Genomic DNA, 17284 nt, shown 5'->3' on the forward strand with positions numbered 1-17284 from the left:
TAGTAGAGGAAGTCGCTGTAGAACGAACGGCAGCAAGCGGTCGGGAGAGCAGTGCTCTTGACATAGTGCGCCGCTCGCGCTCATGCTTGCCAATGAGAGCACTGCTCTCTCACGCGTCCCCTGCTCACGGATTGGTCCACCTATGCAAAGCGCTCCCCTGGCCCCCGCCGACGGTCTCGCGGTACAGGCCGACGCCGAGCCCGTCACAAGGCGCGGCGGCGCGATCGCGATCGCCGCGGCCGGCATCGCGTTCCTGCTCTACCCGGCCATTCGCCCGTACGGCGACGAAACAACCCTCGCCGGTGCTCGCGGCATGGCCTCTGCCTCCTGGATCGCCGCCCACCTGTCCGCGATCGCCGGCTTCATCCTGCTGACCCTCGGCATCCAGGCTCTGTACGGCGTACTCCGGCCGACACCAGCCGGCAAACTCGCAGCCCGAGCGCTGCTAGCAACCTGGCTAGGCGCCGGCCTGACCCTCCCGTACTACGGCGTAGAAGTCTTCGGAGCCCACGTCATAGCCCAACACGCCCTGGACAGCCACGATGCCGGCGCCCTGGACATGATCAACGACTTCCGCTTCAACCCCGCCGCCGTCACCCTCTTCGCCGCCGGCCTCCTACTCCTCACGGTAGGCACGATCCTCGCCGCCACAGCCATCTGGCGCTCCACCCACCTCGCCCGCTGGTCGGGCATCCCCCTGGCCGCAGCCTTCACCCTGTTCATCCCCCAGTTCTTCGCCACCCCCAGCCTCCGCATCCTCCACGGCGCACTAACCCTCACCGCCTGCCTCTACCTCGCCACAGTCCTCTGGCCAAAGAAGCCTGGTGATGTCAGAGCCGAAACAGCGGAAACAGCCCCGGGCCGTGGAACGCAACCACTCGGCTGACTCCTTCGGTTGTGAGTGTCAGTACGTGCAGCGCGTGCGGGCGGGGTACGCCGTCGCTGCCGCGGGCGTACACCGCGAAGGCGGGTTGTCCGTTGGCGGAGGTGGGGACGAGCACCGCCGGTCCGATCGCTGGCATCTGTTTGGCCAGGAAGGCGAGGATCCTGTCGCGGCCTTCGAACCAGGTCACGATCGGCGGCATCTCCCATCTGGCGTCCTCGGCCAGGACCGCGACGAGTTGATCGACGTCCGCGGTTTCGAAGGCGGTTACGTAGCGGTCGAGCAAGGCCCGCTGTCGCGGCTCGGCAGGCTCGGTCAGGTCGTCGTGGCTGAGCGGGACCTGAGCTCGGGCGCGCTGGAGCGCGCTGTTGACGGCGGCTGTCGTCATCTCCAGCAGCTGCGCCACTTCGGCGGTACGCCACTGCAGCACATCGCGGAGAATCAGCACGGCTCGCTGTCGCGGCGGCAACTGCTGGAGCGCTCCCACCAGCGCGAGCCGCACAGTCTGTCGTTCCACCACGACCGTCGCCGGATCGGCCGGTGCGGCGGTGAACAGGAAGTCAGGTATCGGCTGGAGCCACGGCAGCTCCCGAGCTTGTGGGCCGAGCGCCGCATCCAAGTTTGTCTGGGGTGCGCCGAGATCCGCGGGCAGAGGCCTGCGTCTACCTTTCTCCAGCGCCTTGAAACACGCGCGGGTCGCGATGCGATACAGCCAGGTACGCATTGACGAACGTCCCTCGAACGCGCCGTAGGCACGCCACGCGTCGAGGTAAACGTCTTGCACCACCTCTTCGGCCTCGTCGACCGAGCCGAGCATGCGGTAGCAATAGGCAAGCAGCTCACGCCGGAACGGTTCGCTCAGCCTTCCGAAATCCTCGTCGCCGGCCTTGGCTTCAGTCATGACGTGCATGATCCGCCCATTCTGTGGTGGCGGGACATGCGGCTCGCCCGGTAGGTGTTGTTCAAGGTGACGTCCGCTCAGTGGATGGTGATGTCAGCCATGTCGATGGCGACGAAGGTGATCTGATCGTCGCCCATCGGGGCGTAGGCCCGTCGCGTGGTGGGGATGACGATGCCGTCCACCTCGCGGTAGTCGGTCGCGTGAAGCTGCGACTCGACCGTCTGGCCGACGATGTCGATGGTGAAGTCGTGACGGCGCAGCAAGCCGTCCGGGCCGAAGCAGAACACCTGCGTACGGGTGTGGCTCTTGATGTGATCGGGGAAGATCACTTTCAGCCGCCGCCAGGTTTCTCCGTTGACCTCGATCGCGGAGATCTCCTCGCAGACGAACCCCGGCCAGGTGAAGAGGAACGGCGTATTCAGGTACGTCCACAGTCCTTCCCCGGTGAAGTACGCGAGATGCAGGTCGTCCCACGGCGTCTCGAACTGGTGGCCGTCGAACGACCGTTCCGGGTCATCGCGCGCCTCGACCGCCGTACCGATCGGTCGTTCCAGGACGACCCGGTCGGGCTCGAAGACCGACCGTCGGTCCTGGCCGACGAAGTCCATGGTCAGCCGTTCCCGCCTGGTGTCCACCTCGAAGCGGACCTTCGTCAGCGCGTCGCCTTGTCCCTTGATCTGCCAGAAGGCGCCAGTGATGGCGGCGTCGACAGTGATCGTGTGGATCCGGCTCCACCGGTCCGCGCCACCGTGCGCGGCGACCGCGCTCGCGAGTAGATCGTTCATTTGCTGTTGCTCCTCTATCCAGGGATGTCCCGGCCACCCGAGCGGCGGCCGGGACGGTCAGGTCAGTCGACGATGATTCCGCCGGTCAGGTTGGCGACGGTTCCGGTCATCGCCGACGCCCGGTCGGAGGCGAGGAACACCGCCGCGTCCGTGAGTTCGGCCAGCGTGGTCGGGCGTTTGCGATGGGACATCGCGCCCGCGGCTGAGGTGAACTGCTCCTTGGTGATGCCGAGCGCGTCGGCGTGCAGCCCGTACACGACATCGATGACCGGTGTCTCCACCATGCCCGTCGTGCGCAGGCAGATCGTGCGAACGCCGTACTGCGCCCATTCGGCCGACAGCGCACGGTTGAGACCCTCGAGCGCCGCCCATCCGACACTCATGCCGCCCACCAGCGGAAGAGGCAGGCGGGCCGGTTCGGGTGTGTGCATCATGATCACCCCCGAACCGCGGGCGATCATGTGCCGTGCGGCAGATTTCGCGGTCACGAAATGAGCTTGGGAATAGGTCGTGATCGGGCGCAGGAAATTCTCGACCGGCAGATCGGCGAGTGGGATTCCCTGCAGTCCCCGCGGTGAGATTCCGATCGCGTTGAACGAGACGTCGATGCTGCCCGCGTCGTGGACGACGGCGTCCAGGTGCTCGGTCACCGCCTTCTCGTCCCCGGCGTCCACGATCGCCGTCTCGGCTTTGCCGCCGGCAGCGACAATCTCCTTGGCGACCGCGTCGATGACGCCGAGATCGCGCCCGGTCAGAAACACCCTGGCACCTTCGTGGGCAAAACCCCGGGCCACCGCACTGCCAACCGCGCCGCCTGCACCGTAAACGACGACGTTCTTGTCCTCCAGCAACATAACCTTCTCTTTCCTGTTGTTCACGCCAACACATGAAGTCCGTGGCAGGTGAGCTCCACCCCGGCGTCCGCGGTGGGCAATGCCGACGACGTCGTGACATCGGCCGACCGGAAGCCGCGACCCGCGCCGCTGACCACCGTCGTCTGCGACTGGTGCGATGAACTCATGCCTATACAGAGGCAAGCCCACCGCAAAACTCATCGCTACGACTCGTCCCGGTTTGCCGACACGGATCGTCGAGCAACTCCAGCGCCTGCACGCCATGCTTGGCGGCGCCGCCCGCACAGACCGCCGCGACGACCATCGCGACACGCTGCCGTCGCAGAACAACCCGGCCAGCACCCATCAGTCGGACGCGGACCAGATCCAGCACTGACGCGATGGCGGCGACCGGGTTGGTGAATGCGTCGATCTCGTCGTCAATCAAACGCTGCAACGCCGATGCGTGTGTCCGCCGTGGTCTTGCCCTTCCTGGGCAACAGGGGTCTGATGAAGTGTTGACCCCGATTCAGGCGCAAGGAATGAGTCCTTGTGGCTCGGGGTGGGGGCGGGACTATGTTCATACGTTCGTCGAAGGCAGCGATATTCCTCGCGATGGTCTTGGTGGCTGTCGCCGTTCCGGTGCCGGCTCACGCTACATTTCCCGGCAGAAATGGGCTGATCGCTTTCACAGCGGGCACAGACGCCGGCAGCCAGCTGTTCACGGTACGGCCGGACGGCACACACCTTCGCCAGATCACGCACGTGGACGGTGACGCCGTCAACGTCGACTGGGCGCCGGACGGCCGCCACATCGTGTTCAGCGTCGGCAGCGAGGACGCAGTCCGGATTGCTATCGCCCGACCGGACGGATCCCGGCTCCGAATGCTGCCGCAGCCGGACGGCGTCCTCGACGACCAGCCGTCATACTCACCCGACGGAAAGACCATCTACTTCGAGCGGTTCACGATCGCAACCAACGACGACGCGATCTGGCGCATGTCGAGCGACGGCAACCACCAGCGTCGAGTACTCGGCCCGTTCCCCAACGGCTTCGTGACCGACCCCAACGTGTCGCCCGACGGCAAGACCCTCAGCTTCCAAGGCTTCGACGGCTCGGTGACGGGTCCGCCGCCCAATCTCGAGCCGGCACGGGGCCTGTTCACGGCCGATGTCGACGGTCGTCATATCACGCAGATTCGTCCGTACACCGCCGATGAGACGATCAAGGCGGACTGGGCCCCGAACGGTCGCCGGATCGGGGTGACCGAGAACGCGAACTCCTTCCATCCCGAGGACTCGGCGAACATTGTGACGATGCGACCGGATGGCTCGGCCGTCCGAGAAGTCACTCACTTCCACGACGGCGAGACGAATGCTTTCCTCGGGTCGTATTCGCCAGATGGTCAGTGGCTCGTCTTCAGACTAGAGATCGGCGGACTGTTCGGCCTCTATCGCATGCATCCCGACGGAAGCCACCGGACGGCGATCTTGAAACCCTCAGCGTTCCGCCCGTCTCTCATCGACTGGGGCTCAGACAACCACACATGACCTCCCGCCAAGACCGACAGGTGCGGCCGGCGGCGCTTCTCCTCCGGCAACGCCTCGATCAGGTCGCGCTCCCAGCATCAGCGTGCGAGTCCTGCCGGCCCGGGGAGGGTGACGGTGAGGGTTGCGCCGCCGGGTGGGGAGGTGTCGATGGTGATTGTGCCGCCGTGGGTGTGGGCGATCTTGGCGGCGATTGCGAGGCCGAGGCCGGCGCCGCCGGAGTCGCGGGTGCGGGCCGGGTCGAGGCGGACGAAGCGGTCGAAGACTCGTGATCTGTCCGCGGGCGCGATGCCGGGTCCGTCGTCGGCGACTGTCAGCAGGACACCGCCTGCGGACTCCGACAGGGAGAAGGTGACGAGGCTCCGGGCATGTCGGGCCGCGTTGTCGGCGAGGTTGCTGACCATCCGTGCGAGCGCGGCCCTGTCGCCACGGACCTGCCCCGCCGAGACGGCTGAGGTCTCGATGGTCAGATTCGTTGCCTCACGCAACTTCCTGGCCGCGGCGAACACCACATCATCGAGGTCGACCGGTGTGTCCGGACGTGCGGCCGGCTCCTCGTCGGCCCGGGCGAGCAGGAGGAGGTCGTCCACCAGAGACTGCATCCTCAGATCCTCGGCCAGCACCGTCGCGGCCAGGTCGGTGACGCACGTACGGTCGGGATACGCCCGTGCGACCTCGGCGTGCTGCCGGATCGTCGCGATCGGCGACCGCAACTCGTGCGAAGCATCCGAGACGAACTGCAAATGGCTCTCATGCGAGCGCTGCAGCCGGTCCAGCATCCGGTTCATCGTCGTTGCCAGGCGTCCGACCTCATCCCTGCGCGCGGCGGGAACGCGTCGATGGAGCTCGGCCGCCGTGATCTCGTCGACCTCGCGCCGGATCGCGGTGACCGGCGCCAGCATCCGACCAGTCACGAGCCACGTCACCCCTCCAACCACTCCCATCATCAATGGCACGCCGACAACGAGCACACGCCGTACGAACCGCGTCGAGTCCAGTACGTCGACCAGCGGCCGCCCCACGATCACCTCCCCCGCACCGTATGGGGCCGAGGCGAAGACGAAATCCTCGGTGTAGCCCGGAGGCTCGACAGCAACGCAACCGCTACCTGGCGACGCAATACGCCCACCTGCGTCGGCAGGATCGACCCATTGGATCAGCTCGGTGGCCGTCGACGTCTGCCGATCGTTGCCCGCGGCAAGTTGTTCGGCACGTTCGCGGGAGTCCTGGCAGACCTGGCCGGTGAGTACGTTCCCCAGCAGCGCGACGAGCACCAGAGCCCCGCCCACCAAGGCGATCCCGACGACGAGAACCGCCGCCAGCGTCACCCGTATCCGCATCACGCCACCTCGCCGTCACTCGATCATGCGGTAGCCGGCTCCGCGCAACGTCGTGATGCAGTCGCTCCCGAGCTTGCTGCGCAACCGGCGGATGTACACCTCGACGATGTTCGGATCGCCCTCGAAGTCGTAGTCCCAGACGTGATCCAGGATCGTTCGCTTCGAGACGACCTGCCCTCGTCGACGGATCAGGAATTCCAGTAGTTCCAGCTCTCGCGCCGTGAGCACCAACTCGGTGTCTCCTCGCCACGCTCGCCGAGCGGCCGGGTCCATGCGCAGGTCACCGGCTTCAAGTACGCACGGACGCTCCGGCGTGCCTCGCCGTACGAGAGCACGCAGACGGGCGACGAGGACGTCGTACGAGAACGGCTTCGTCAGGTAGTCGTCGGCGCCGGTGTCCAGCGCCCGGACCAGGTCGGCGTCGGCATCCCTTGCCGTGAGCATCAAGATCGGTGTCCAGACGCCCTCGCCGCGCAACGTCGCGCAGATCTCGAAGCCGTCGACCTGCGGCAGCATGATGTCGAGCAACATGACGTCGTACGTCTGCTCGCGGGCCAGCCACAGTCCGTCCGTGCCGGTCAGTGCGACGTCGACCGCATAGCCCTCGGCCTCCAGACCGTTCCGGACACCCACGGCCAGGCGGAGCTCGTCCTCGACCACCAGTGCGCGCATCTGCCACCTCCCGGCGACTGTCCTCCATTGTCGCTGAATCCTGGCTGAATCCCACGTTCAGCAAGGATTCAGCCGTACGCACCTACCGTCGTTCCGTGGCCACCATCGAGGCAAGCGGTCTGTGCAAGCGCTACGGCGCGCGCGACGCTCTCGACGGCCTCACATTCACGGCGGACGCCGGCGAGGTCATCGGTCTCCTCGGGCCCAACGGGGCCGGCAAGACCACCGCGATCCGGCTGCTGACCACAATCCTTGAGCCAACCAGCGGCACGTTCACCGTCGCCGGCATCCGCGGCGATCAGCCACGTCGGATCAGGCAACGCATCGGCGTACTGCCCGAGAGCGCCGGCTATCCGGCCCGCCAGTCAGCGGCCGAATACCTTCGGTACGCCGCGCGGCTGTTCGGTCAAAGCAAGCGCGATGCGCAAGCCGCAGCTGAGCGGCTACTGGCCGATGTCGGCCTGAGCGAACGCGCCGGCGCACGGATCGCGACGTACAGCCGAGGCATGAAACAGCGTCTTGGCATCGCGAGAGCGCTGGTCAACGAACCAGCAGTGGTGTTCCTCGACGAACCGACACTTGGCCTCGACCCAGCTGGTCAGAGCGAGATCCTGGCCACCATCTCGGACGTCGCCCGGCGACGCGGCGCAACCGTCGTACTGTCGACTCACACTCTGACCGAGGTCGAGCAAGTGTGCGACAACCTCCTCATCCTCGACCGCGGCAAGCTCCGGGCCGCAGGACCGATCGCCGAGATCGTCGCCGGAGCCGGCAGTCTGAGTACTGCGTTCCTCGACCTCACCGGGCAGGACAGCCATGACTAGCTGGAACGTCGTCGCAACACAGGAGAGCCGCGACCTCTGGATCGGCGGGCGCGGCCCGGTGCTGATCTTCGGTTACAGCATCTTGCTCAGCGCAATCACCTACCTGGCCGCCACCAACCGGGCGATGAACTTCCTCGAGCCGCGCGAAGCCGTGAACCTCACGGTCCAGGTCGCGCTGGCCGTCGGCGTCCTCCTCACGGTCGCGATCAGCGCCGACACGATCAGCGGTGAGCGCGAACGTGGCACGCTGGAGGCTCTCCTGCTCACACCGGCGCCGCGGCGCGCAATCGTCATCGGCAAACTCGCTGCCGCCGCGACGATCTGGCTGGCCTGCCTGATCGTCGCGATCCCGTACCTGTGGGTGCTTGGGCGCGGCGTCTCCGGCGCGGGCCAGGCCGCTGTCCTGACACTGGTGGTCGGCACGCTCGTGGCTGTCGGGCTCGGAGGTCTCGGGATGATCTTCAGCGGTTGGTCGAACTCCAACCGGACCAGCCTTGCGAGCGGATTGCTGCTGCTTCTCGTACTGTTCGCGCCGACCCAGCTCCCGGCCCTGCCGAAGACAGGCTTCGGCCAGCTACTGACCCGGATCAATCCGATCGGATCGGCCCTGCACTACATCTCACAGGTCCTGGTCGCCCGCCGCAGCTGGACCCAGGACCTCGGTTACCTGATCTCACCGCTGGTCATCGCCGTGGCCGCGGTCGGGGTCCTACTCATTGCGGCTCCGCGACTCGTCCGGCTGACTGCGGGGACACGATGAACCTCCTGAGCCTGATCGCACCCCTCCTGCTCGCCGACCCGACGATCACCATGGACCACGACCAACTGACCGCTCAGATCGGCCAGACCCTCACCGTCGAGTCGGTCGTCAACAACTCCGGCCCTGGCGTCGTGCACCTCAACGTCGTCAGCCTTGACGGTGTCTACGTCGATCTCGAGGACTGGAGCCAGGACGTGACACAACCAGTCTCCGGCGGTAGTCAGAGCTCCTTGGACTGGGAGTTCCAGGCAGTCAACCCAGGGCATTTCGCGGTGTACGTCGTACTCATCCCGAAGAACGGCGCCCTCGTCGCAGGGCCGCCCGTCGCAATCACCGTCACACCACGCCAGACCCTCGACACCGGCGGCGCGCTACCTGTCGCCATCGCCGTACCAACCCTCCTCGGCGCAGCCGCGCTCATCACCCGCCTGAAGACCCGCTGACCCTCTCGCCTGATGCAAGCTTCAGAGGCTCAGGTGGGTTATGAACTGGTATCGATCACCGCGGTACGCCGCGCGGGTGAACTCGAACCTGCGGCCGTTCTGGTCCCGGGTGGTCCGCTCCACGACCAGAATCGGAGCTTCCAGGGCGACGCCGAGCAGGGCCGACTCGGTTGCGTCGGCCGCTGCTGCCGCGTGGGTCTGTTCGGCGTCGGTCGGGATCACGCCGTACTGCGCTTCGAGCAACGCGTAGAACGATTTCTGCTCGATGGCCCGCACGTCGAAGTCGGCCACGATTTCCTGCAGTACGTGGATGGTCTCCACACAGATCGGGTCGTCGTTGACGAAGCGCTGCCGGGCGATCCGCAGTACGGGTGTGTTCGGTGTGACCCCGAGCCGGCTGCCGATCAAGGTGCCGGCCGGGATCGTGGCGTGGCTGAGAACCCTGCTGGTCCAGGTCCCGGGTGCTGTCGGGTACGTCGCTCCGTGGGTGCCGCTGATCTGTTGAGCGACCTTGGGGCTACCGACGAACATGCCGCGGCCGTGCTCGCGAACCAGCCGGCCGTCGCGAACCAGATCGTCGACCACTGCTCGGAGCGTGGGCCGGGAGATCTCGAGCTCGGCAGACAGTTGGCGCTCGGACGGGATCGGCTGGCCGACCGCTCGTGACTCGACCAGCCCCAGCAGGTGCTCGCGCGCCCGATCTCGCTTTCGCAGGCTGCCTGCCACGAGGACCCTCCTTGATTCTGCCGGAAGGTTTCGAATGGTACGCCGCAGCAGATCAATGCTCCGGCGGCTGGTAGTTCTCGCAGCTGCCGGCGTTGCTCAAGGAGTCCTCGTAGGTGGTGGAGTGCTTGCGGTACTTCGCCACGCTGGCGTCAGCCTGTGTGGGCGAGACGGTGTCGTTCTTGGCGTAGTACGCCCAGTCGACCTGCTCGCGGTACTCACTCGTCGACGTGCCCTGGTGCCCGTCCAGATCGATGAACCACAGGTTCCAGTTCATGCTCATGTCCTGCCTCGGCAGAACAGTGTTGCCGTCCTGGTCGACGGTGTGGTCGGCCGTGAGCTTGCCGTCGATGTAGTACCGCGCGTGGCCGTTGCCGACCTGCGTGACATAGGTGTGCCAGCCGTCGAGCGACCTGTCCTGGCGGCTCTCCGCGGTTCGTGCGTCCCACGGGTCCTCTCGGAAGGTGTGCCAGCTCGTCTGGAAGTTGACGGGGCCGGCCTCGCCCCAACCTCCGTTCGGCAGGTACTCGGTGAAGTCGAGCTCGCTGTAGATCGGGTCGTAGTCGAACTTCGTCGGGCCGATGGCGAACGCGGTCTCGTTGATGTGGTCGCCGTCGGTCCCGGTGGCCGGTTTGTCGGCGTACCGGACGCGGGTCGCGTAGGTTCCGTTCCGCAGATTCATGGTTGTCCGGCGGAGCTCGGCGTTCGTCGTACCGGAGACCGCGCCGTTGGTCGTCGCCCGGAGCTGAGCAACCTTCTGGCCGCCGGTGGTGACGAACGAGACGTTGCTTGCCGGCCAGGCAGTGCCCGGCACACCTGGCCCACCCATTTCACTGCGCGCATTCCAGCCGTGGGCGGCGAGAGCAGGATCGGTGGCCGCGTTGTACTGGAAGTCGTCGAACAGTACGCCGCATTTGCCTGACGTGCGGTCGGCCTGATCGGTCGAGCCGACGGCGGCCGAGGCGCCGCTCACCACCGAGGCGATCGACGCGGCGGCGGCGAGGAAGATGGTCGTTCGCTGACGTGGCATGGCTCTTCGGGTCTCCTTCGGCAGGGACGGGCGGAAGCCGATCAGGGTCGAGCATGAATGCCACCGGAGTGAACTGCAAGAGTTCCACCGGACTTTTCGAACGGACGCAACATAAGCAGTATTGGCGGAGAATCACTGGTAAATACCAACAATTGATGTCCGCAACTTGTGACGCCCAGATGGTATTTACCACTGACCCACCGGAGCGCCGCCAGATCACTCGCCGCGGATGAGGTGGGAGGGCTCGGACTGGCCAAGACTGGGCCGGCCAGGGTAGCCCGGCCTCGTATCGGACATGCCGTCCGGCGACTGCGCCGGGCCGTGTCGTGGGTTGCCGGCGTGAGAGATCCGTTCCCGTCAGGAGGATGATCGCCGATGACAGCCGAAGCCCCGTCCCGACCGGGTATCCAGGTCGGGCCGACGAGTGAGTTCAGTCTGTTCTTCCGGGTGAAGCCCGGGCACGGCGAAGCATTGCGGGAGAGCCTGCGGGCGTTGCAGGCGTCCCCCGGCTACCGGCCAGGCGACTACGACCTGCCGATCGGGTCCATCCACGAGGCGCGTTTCGTACCGTTCGACAACGACACCCGGCTCCTGTTCGCCACCAGCTTCGACGGCCCCTGGGACGCCTACATGCTGGACTTCGCGTCCAAGCCGCTGAAGCTGTTCGACGCCATCTTCCAGCACGTCGAGGGCTACGAAGGACTACCCGACCTGGAGGCGGTCAAGAACTTCATCCTGTCGGCGCAGCTCACCGCCGCCGCCTACTCGCGCAACTACGGCAGGACGGTCAAGGAGATCCGCAAGGCCGAGCGCGTGAACCAGGCGTTCCAGCAGGTCCTGGACAACCCGGAGGCCGGCGAGCTGCTCCAGGCGCCTGCGTTCGCGCCGTTGCTCGCCGAGGCGGCTGACTGAGCGTGGACCGTCGAGGAGAGTTGCATGTCTGACCACATCTCGGGCCCGCGTGCGCTCGCCGAGCCCATCGCCGACATCACCGATGTCTTCGCGTTTCCCAGCCCGGAGACACCGGGGGCTCTGGCCCTGGTCCTCAACACGCTCCCGTTCGCACCGCCCGACGGCCGCTTCTCGGACGGGCTGATCTACCGGTTCCGGCTCCGGCAGCTCACGCGGTACGACGGACCGCCCGGATCGGCGCCGTTCGAGGTGGGCGCCGAGGAGCTGGTGTTCGATTGCGTCTTCTCCGACCAGGAACCCGAGGCCGGCCCGCAGTCCGGTTTCTGCCGCACACCGGCCGGCGACGAGGTCACCTTCGGAGTCGGTGACCCCGAGGGGGGCAAGGGCGCGGGGACCCGCGTGTTCGCCGGCCCTCGCTGGGACCCGTTCATCCTCGACGCCCCGGCGGCGCTGAAGACGGTCGCAACCGGCAAGCTCGCGTTCACCGACCCATCGGAGATCTTCCTGGACGGCAAGAACGTGCTGAGCATCGTCGTCGAACTCGACTGTGCGCAGTTGCTCGGCCGCGACGACGGCCTGGTCGGTCTGGTCGCCGAGACCCTGACCCGGGGCCGGCTCAACGTCCGGATCGAGCGGACCGGCCGGCCCGAGGTCAAGAACCTGCTGCTGGCACCGAAGCAGTTCGACCCGGTCAATCGGGACCTGGAGATCCGCGACCTCTACAACATGGAGGACGGGTTCCACCTGGCCGACGGCTATCTCGGCGCCTACCGGGCGCGGCTGAACGCGAACCTCGCGTTCTGGGACGGCTTGGACGGCACCGTCGACTGGCCCGCCGATGAGCACGGCGACCATCCGCTGACCAAGCTGGTGCTCGCCGACCAGCTCGCGATCGACATCGGCAAGCCGTACCAGGAGCGCGGGTCCTTCCTGGAGATCGAGCGGGCTGTCTTGGCGGGGCAGGAACACAAGACCTGCGGCGGAAGAGCGCTGAACGACGACGCGATGGACACCTTCTTCACCCTGTTCGTCAACGCCGGCAATGGGCCAGTGATCCGAGACGGTGTCGACCACTGCTCGCGGCCGGCGTCACGCGTGTTCCCGTATCTCTCCCCCGCGAATCCCTCGCCGCCTCAGCCACCCGTACACGTGTAGGCGGCCATGACTGACGCACTCGAGCTCGACGACATCCAGGCCGGCGCTCTGCAGGCGCGACCGTCGCCGTACGTCGGCACGTATGTCCTGCTGCGGGTCAACGACGCGCAGGACGGCCGTGACCTGATCCGCCGGCTGACCCCGCTGCTCTCGCCGGCCCGCGCCGTCCAGGACCGTACGCCGTCCGCATGGATGACGATCGCCTTCACCTACGAAGGACTGAAGGCACTCGGCGTGCCGCAGGAGTCGCTCGACAGCTTCACCCCCGAGTTCCGGCAGGGCATGGCGGCCCGCGCGGCCGTGCTCGGCGACGTCGGTGCGAGCGACCCCGAGCACTGGGAGGACCCTCTCGGCAGCCCGGACGTGCACATCGCGCTCGCCACGCTCGCTCCGGACCAGGCGAGTCTCGACGAGTTGGTGGAGCGGGCACACCGCGTCCAGCACGAGTTCCCGGGGGTGGAAGTGATCTGGCGGCAGGACTGCTACCAGCTCTCTACCGGCCGCACCTCGTTCGGATTCAAGGACGGGATCGGACAGCCGGCCGTGGAGGGAGTCGCGCCACCATCGCCGAACGGGGGCGAGCCACCGATCAAGGCGGGCGAGTTCGTCCTCGGTTACCCGGACGAGACCGGCGGCCTGCCGCCGATGCCCACGCCCGACGTCCTCGGCCGCAACGGCACGTACGTCGTGTTCCGCAAGCTGCACACCCGCGTCGCCGCCTACCGCCGTTATCTGCGCGAACACGCCGCGAACCGGAGAGAGGAGGCGCTGCTCGGGGCGAAGATGGTCGGCCGCTGGCAGTCCGGGGCGCCACTCGCTCTTGCCCCGGATCATGACGATGCGGAACTCGGTGCGGACCCGAAGCGCAACAACGACTTCCTGTACGGCGACGATCCGCGGGGGCTCAAGTGCCCGGCCGGAGCACATGCCCGGCGTGCCAATCCCCGCGACTCGCTCGACCGCGACTCCGTCGACGTACGGCTGCATCACATGATCCGGCGCGGCACCAGCTACGGCCCGGTTCTGCCCGACGGCGTGCTCGACGACGACGGGGCGGACCGGGGCATCATCTTCGTCTTCGCCGGTTCGCATCCGGGGCGGCAGTTCGAGTTCGTCAAGACGCAGTGGCTCAACGACGGCATCTTCATCGGCGCCCCGCAGGAAAGTGACCCGCTGGTCGGCCCCCAGAACGGATCCGGAACCTTCACCGTTCCCCGGCGCCCGATCCGCCGCCGTCTGCAGGACGTGCCGCCGTTCGTGGTCACCCGCGGCGGCGAGTACTGCTTCGCTCCCGGCCTCCGCGGGCTGCGCTGGCTGGCCGATCTGACTGAGGAGAGCCGATGACCCAAACAACCGGAACGGATCGCTGGAAGGCCCTGGACTTCGGTCCGCCCGCACCCGACGACGCCGACCCGGCCGAGTCGGTGCTGCTGGACTACCTGTCCGCGGGCGCCGTCGCGGTCATCACTCTGAACCGGCCGCAGGCCGACAACGCGATCACCACCGAGATGGGTGCCCGGCTCACCGAGGTACTGGAAACCATCGCGGTGGAGCCGGCCGTCCGCGTCGCCATCATCACCGGCGCCGGGACCCGCGCGTTCTCGGTCGGCAGCGACCTGCGTCAGCGCAAGAGCATGACCAAGCAGCAGTGGTTGCGCCAGCGGCAGGACTTCGACCGTACGCTCTATACCCTGCGTCAGCTGCGCAAGCCGATCTTTGCCGCGGTCAACGGGATCGCGTACGGCGGCGGTTCCGAGATCGCGCAGAGCACAGACTTCATCCTCGCCGCCGACAACGCCGTCTTCGGCCAGCCCGAGGCGATGATCGGGCTGTCAGCCGGCGGCGGTTCGCCGGTCCTGCTCCCCCGGGTCCTGCCACCCGGCAAAGCCCTGCAGATGCTGATGACCGGTGACCCGATCACCGCCCAGGAGGCGTACCGCCTGGGCATGGTCAACGAGCTCCACTCCCCCGACGAACTGATGCCGGCGGCCCACCGCGTCGCCGCGAAGATCGCCGGTAATTCGCCGACGGCCGTACAGGCGGTCAAGCGGGCGGTCCAGCTGGGCGCCGGCCAGCCTCTCGAGCAGGCGATCTCGATCATGATGGAGGCCCACTGGCGCTCCGCGGTGCACCCGGACCGGGTCGAGGGAATCAACGCCTTCAACGACAACCGGGACCCGCACTTTCAGGACTCTGACTACTGATCCACCGAGGAGTGCTTGCCATGTCCGTCACCATCAGCGATGCGATCGTCGCGAACCGGGCCGCGTTGGCCATGATCAAGGAGGAGCCGTTCAACGCCGAGGCGCCGCACGCGGCCCTCCGCGATCACATCACCTCGACCGATGAGCATTACGTCCGCAGCAACTTCGCATTGCCGGACCACGACGGAGCCCTGCACGTGGGCGGTGCGGTCGCTACCCCCCTCGCGCTCACGCTCGATGACCTGCGGGCGTTGCCGGCCGTGGAACACGCGGTCACGCTGGAGTGCGCCGGCAACGGTCGCCTCGACACCAAGCCATTGCCGACCGGGGAGCCGTGGGGCGGCTACGCGGTGTCGACCGCACACTGGAAGGGCGCCCGCCTCACCGACGTACTGGCGCAGGCACAGCCCGGGGCGGACGGCGTCGAGCTCCGCTGCACAGGCGCCGACCACGGCAAGTACCACCTCAGCTCGGTGCTCGAGGACGTCGACGACCTGACCTTCGTACGCTCGCTACCGCTGGCGCACGCGGCCGATCCGGCCGCCGAGATCCTCATCGCCTACGAGATGAACGGCGAACCCTTGCGGCCCGACCACGGCGCGCCGTTCCGTCTGCTGGTGCCGCACTGGTACGCGGTCGCGTCGGTGAAGTGGCTGAGCCGGCTCGACGTGCTCACCGAGCCGTTCCACGGCGAGTTCCAGACCGGCCATTACATCTACCAGTGGGCGGACCGTCCGTTCGAGCCGGTCACCCACATGCGGGTGCGGGCCCGGATCACGGATCCTGCGCCGGCAAGCACAATCCCCGCCGGCACGTACACGATCCGCGGCAAGGCCTGGTCCGGTGACGGCGCGATCACCGAGGTCGGGCTGAGCTTCGTCGGTGAGAGCGAGTGGAGCCCCGCGGTGGTCGAGCCGCCCCGGACCCCCTACGAGTGGCAGGACTGGAGCTACACGTGGGAGGCCACGCGCGGCCGGCACAGCCTGCGGGCGCGTGCCACCGACGCGGCCGGCAACGTCCAGCCGGATGTGCCCCCGTGGAACCGGATCGGCTACGGCAACAACGCCGTCGAGGTCTCGTACGTCGACGTACGCTGACGTTCCCTGACCGGATACCCCGGACTCAGGCGGGTGCGGGGTTCGCGGGCGCGGCGGGCCAGTTGTGTTCACGGCGGTGCAGGAAACCGGCCACAACGAAGACAACGCCCCAGCACAACGCGATCAGACCGAGCCAGACCGCGATGCCGACCGCACCGCGGCCGGGGTTGGCGACGAAGAACACGCCCAGGAGGATCGACAGCGCGGCGCCCAGGAGGAGGAGCCAGCGGGGTGAGAGTCGGTAGCTGCTGAACGCCGTGAACGCCTCGAACACCCCACGGACAATGAGCCAGATGCCGAAGATCCAGGTCAGCGTCTGCGCCGTCACGCCCGGACTGAAGATCGCGAAGAACGCCACGACCAGCGCGATCACACCCAGTAGCGCACGCCCCACCCGGCTGCCCTGACCACCGGGTCGAATCGCCTGCACCAGCAGGCTGATGCCTTCCAGCAATGCCCAGAATCCCCACAGCAGCATCAGGGCGAGCCCGGTCTCGATCGGCCAGACGATCGCTACGATCCCGAACACGATGCCGACCGCTCCGCGGACCACCATCATCTTCCAGCTCGACGTGAACAGCTCCCGATCCATGTCCAGACCTCCCCGGCCGGCGCACACGACAAGTTGTGCGATCAGGCTCATCATGGTCCGGATCGAGGCGCGGAAGATCATCCCCGCGAGGTGAGGTCGCCCCGGCCGCGAGACGCCAGGGTTTGATCACGCGCGTTTCGCGTACCGGAGAAAGGACGCTGCAATGAGTTTCTGGGACATTGTGTGGTTCATCATCATCAGCTTCGCGTTCGTCGCGTACCTGATGATGCTGTTCTCGATCATCACGGACCTGTTCCGCGACAGCGAGACCTCAGGATGGGTCAAAGCCATCTGGCTTGTCGCCCTTCTCTTCTTCCCCTTCCTCACCGCGCTGATCTATGTCATCGCTCGCGGCAGGGGTATGGCCGCGCGGCACGCTACCGGCCTCGCCGCCGCCCAGCGCCAGCAGGAGGACTACATCAAGCAGGTCGCGGGCTCGGCCAGCCCGACCGACCAGATCGCCCAGGCCAGTTCGCTGCTCGACAACGGCAAGATCTCGCAGGCCGAGTTCGACGCCCTGAAGGCGAAGGCGCTCGCGGCCTGATCGGTCGCCGACAGCCACCTGCCTGCTCGTGCCCTGCC

21 protein-coding genes are annotated in these 17284 nt (G+C 67.1%); 12 read left to right on the top strand and 9 right to left on the bottom strand.

Going from position 1 to position 17284, the window contains the following annotated elements; genetic code table 11:
- Nucleotides 1–142 precede the first annotated feature (142 nt).
- Nucleotides 143–886: a hypothetical protein gene (locus ACQPYH_RS23110; RefSeq protein WP_432874935.1), complete on the top strand. Its 744-nt coding sequence runs from the start codon at nt 143–145 to the stop codon at nt 884–886.
- Here the strand turns inward: ACQPYH_RS23110 and ACQPYH_RS23115 are convergent.
- The 4 genes from ACQPYH_RS23115 to ACQPYH_RS23130 all read right to left on the bottom strand — a co-directional run bounded on the left by ACQPYH_RS23115 (nt 831) and on the right by ACQPYH_RS23130 (nt 3590).
- Nucleotides 831–1784: a sigma-70 family RNA polymerase sigma factor gene (locus ACQPYH_RS23115; protein WP_432874937.1), complete on the bottom strand. Its 954-nt coding sequence runs from the start codon at nt 1782–1784 to the stop codon at nt 831–833. The genes ACQPYH_RS23110 and ACQPYH_RS23115 overlap by 56 nt on opposite strands.
- A gap of 77 nt (nt 1785–1861) precedes the next feature.
- On the bottom strand, nt 1862–2569 hold the full coding sequence (locus ACQPYH_RS23120; protein ID WP_432874939.1) for a hypothetical protein: 708 nt from the start codon (nt 2567–2569) through the stop codon (nt 1862–1864).
- Nucleotides 2570–2631: 62 nt separating this feature from the next.
- A complete protein-coding gene (locus ACQPYH_RS23125; RefSeq protein ID WP_432894462.1) occupies nt 2632–3423 on the bottom strand; it encodes an SDR family NAD(P)-dependent oxidoreductase in 792 nt (263 codons plus the stop codon).
- A 20-nt stretch (nt 3424–3443) separates the two neighbouring features.
- Nucleotides 3444–3590, bottom strand: a complete 147-nt coding sequence (locus tag ACQPYH_RS23130) for a hypothetical protein (RefSeq protein WP_432894683.1) — start codon at nt 3588–3590, stop codon at nt 3444–3446.
- Between the two features lie 53 nt (nt 3591–3643).
- Here ACQPYH_RS23130 and ACQPYH_RS23135 point away from each other — a divergent pair, with 53 nt between their 5' ends.
- The gene (locus ACQPYH_RS23135) at nt 3644–3799 is read left to right on the top strand and encodes a hypothetical protein (RefSeq protein ID WP_432874942.1); all 156 of its coding nucleotides are present in this window, start codon (nt 3644–3646) and stop codon (nt 3797–3799) included.
- A 218-nt stretch (nt 3800–4017) separates the two neighbouring features.
- Nucleotides 4018–4953, top strand: a complete 936-nt coding sequence (locus tag ACQPYH_RS23140) for a TolB family protein (protein ID WP_432874945.1) — start codon at nt 4018–4020, stop codon at nt 4951–4953.
- Nucleotides 4954–5030: 77 nt separating this feature from the next.
- Here the strand turns inward: ACQPYH_RS23140 and ACQPYH_RS23145 are convergent, their stop codons facing one another.
- Both ACQPYH_RS23145 and ACQPYH_RS23150 read right to left on the bottom strand, forming a co-directional pair.
- Complete coding sequence (locus tag ACQPYH_RS23145) at nt 5031–6290, bottom strand: sensor histidine kinase (protein WP_432874948.1); 1260 nt, start codon at nt 6288–6290, stop codon at nt 5031–5033.
- 15 nt (nt 6291–6305) lie between these two features.
- Complete coding sequence (locus tag ACQPYH_RS23150) at nt 6306–6962, bottom strand: response regulator transcription factor (RefSeq protein WP_432874950.1); 657 nt, start codon at nt 6960–6962, stop codon at nt 6306–6308.
- Between the two features lie 95 nt (nt 6963–7057).
- Here ACQPYH_RS23150 and ACQPYH_RS23155 point away from each other — a divergent pair, with 95 nt between their 5' ends.
- Genes ACQPYH_RS23155 through ACQPYH_RS23165 form a run of 3 tightly spaced genes read left to right on the top strand, consistent with a single transcriptional unit; the run spans nt 7058 to nt 8989 of the window.
- Complete coding sequence (locus ACQPYH_RS23155) at nt 7058–7786, top strand: ABC transporter ATP-binding protein (protein ID WP_432874952.1); 729 nt, start codon at nt 7058–7060, stop codon at nt 7784–7786.
- Nucleotides 7779–8546: an ABC transporter permease gene (locus tag ACQPYH_RS23160; protein WP_432874955.1), complete on the top strand. Its 768-nt coding sequence runs from the start codon at nt 7779–7781 to the stop codon at nt 8544–8546. Before ACQPYH_RS23155 ends, ACQPYH_RS23160 begins: the two co-directional genes overlap by 8 nt.
- Nucleotides 8543–8989: a hypothetical protein gene (locus tag ACQPYH_RS23165; RefSeq protein ID WP_432874958.1), complete on the top strand. Its 447-nt coding sequence runs from the start codon at nt 8543–8545 to the stop codon at nt 8987–8989. The genes ACQPYH_RS23160 and ACQPYH_RS23165 overlap by 4 nt, the downstream gene beginning before the upstream one ends.
- Before the next feature lie 21 nt (nt 8990–9010).
- On the opposite strand, the gene ACQPYH_RS23170 is transcribed toward ACQPYH_RS23165, so the two are convergent.
- Nucleotides 9011–9715 (bottom strand): GntR family transcriptional regulator, encoded by a 705-nt coding sequence (locus tag ACQPYH_RS23170; protein WP_432874961.1) that lies wholly within the window; start codon nt 9713–9715, stop codon nt 9011–9013.
- A 52-nt stretch (nt 9716–9767) separates the two neighbouring features.
- On the bottom strand, nt 9768–10742 hold the full coding sequence (locus ACQPYH_RS23175; RefSeq protein WP_432874964.1) for a glycoside hydrolase family 16 protein: 975 nt from the start codon (nt 10740–10742) through the stop codon (nt 9768–9770).
- 375 nt (nt 10743–11117) lie between these two features.
- Between ACQPYH_RS23175 and ACQPYH_RS23180 the strand changes: the two genes are divergently transcribed.
- Genes ACQPYH_RS23180 through ACQPYH_RS23200 form a run of 5 tightly spaced genes read left to right on the top strand, consistent with a single transcriptional unit; the run spans nt 11118 to nt 16110 of the window.
- A complete protein-coding gene (locus ACQPYH_RS23180) occupies nt 11118–11654 on the top strand; it encodes a hypothetical protein (protein ID WP_432874967.1) in 537 nt (178 codons plus the stop codon).
- Nucleotides 11655–11678: 24 nt separating this feature from the next.
- On the top strand, nt 11679–12809 hold the full coding sequence (locus tag ACQPYH_RS23185; protein ID WP_432874970.1) for a DUF4331 family protein: 1131 nt from the start codon (nt 11679–11681) through the stop codon (nt 12807–12809).
- Between the two features lie 6 nt (nt 12810–12815).
- On the top strand, nt 12816–14153 hold the full coding sequence (locus ACQPYH_RS23190) for a Dyp-type peroxidase (protein WP_432874973.1): 1338 nt from the start codon (nt 12816–12818) through the stop codon (nt 14151–14153).
- Nucleotides 14150–15013, top strand: coding sequence for an enoyl-CoA hydratase/isomerase family protein (locus ACQPYH_RS23195; protein WP_432874974.1), 864 nt, complete (start codon nt 14150–14152; stop codon nt 15011–15013). Before ACQPYH_RS23190 ends, ACQPYH_RS23195 begins: the two co-directional genes overlap by 4 nt.
- Nucleotides 15014–15033: 20 nt before the next feature.
- A complete protein-coding gene (locus ACQPYH_RS23200) occupies nt 15034–16110 on the top strand; it encodes a sulfite oxidase (protein WP_432874975.1) in 1077 nt (358 codons plus the stop codon).
- A gap of 25 nt (nt 16111–16135) precedes the next feature.
- Here the strand turns inward: ACQPYH_RS23200 and ACQPYH_RS23205 are convergent, their stop codons facing one another.
- The gene (locus ACQPYH_RS23205) at nt 16136–16783 is read right to left on the bottom strand and encodes an HdeD family acid-resistance protein (RefSeq protein WP_432874977.1); all 648 of its coding nucleotides are present in this window, start codon (nt 16781–16783) and stop codon (nt 16136–16138) included.
- 82 nt (nt 16784–16865) lie between these two features.
- Between ACQPYH_RS23205 and ACQPYH_RS23210 the strand changes: the two genes are divergently transcribed.
- Nucleotides 16866–17246 carry a PLDc N-terminal domain-containing protein gene (locus tag ACQPYH_RS23210; RefSeq protein WP_432874980.1) on the top strand — a complete coding sequence of 127 codons (381 nt, stop codon included), beginning with the start codon at nt 16866–16868 and terminating at the stop codon, nt 17244–17246.
- Nucleotides 17247–17284: the final 38 nt, after the last annotated feature.

Source organism: Kribbella sp. CA-245084 (genome assembly GCF_050942355.1).
Taxonomy (GTDB): Bacteria; Actinomycetota; Actinomycetes; order Propionibacteriales; family Kribbellaceae; genus Kribbella.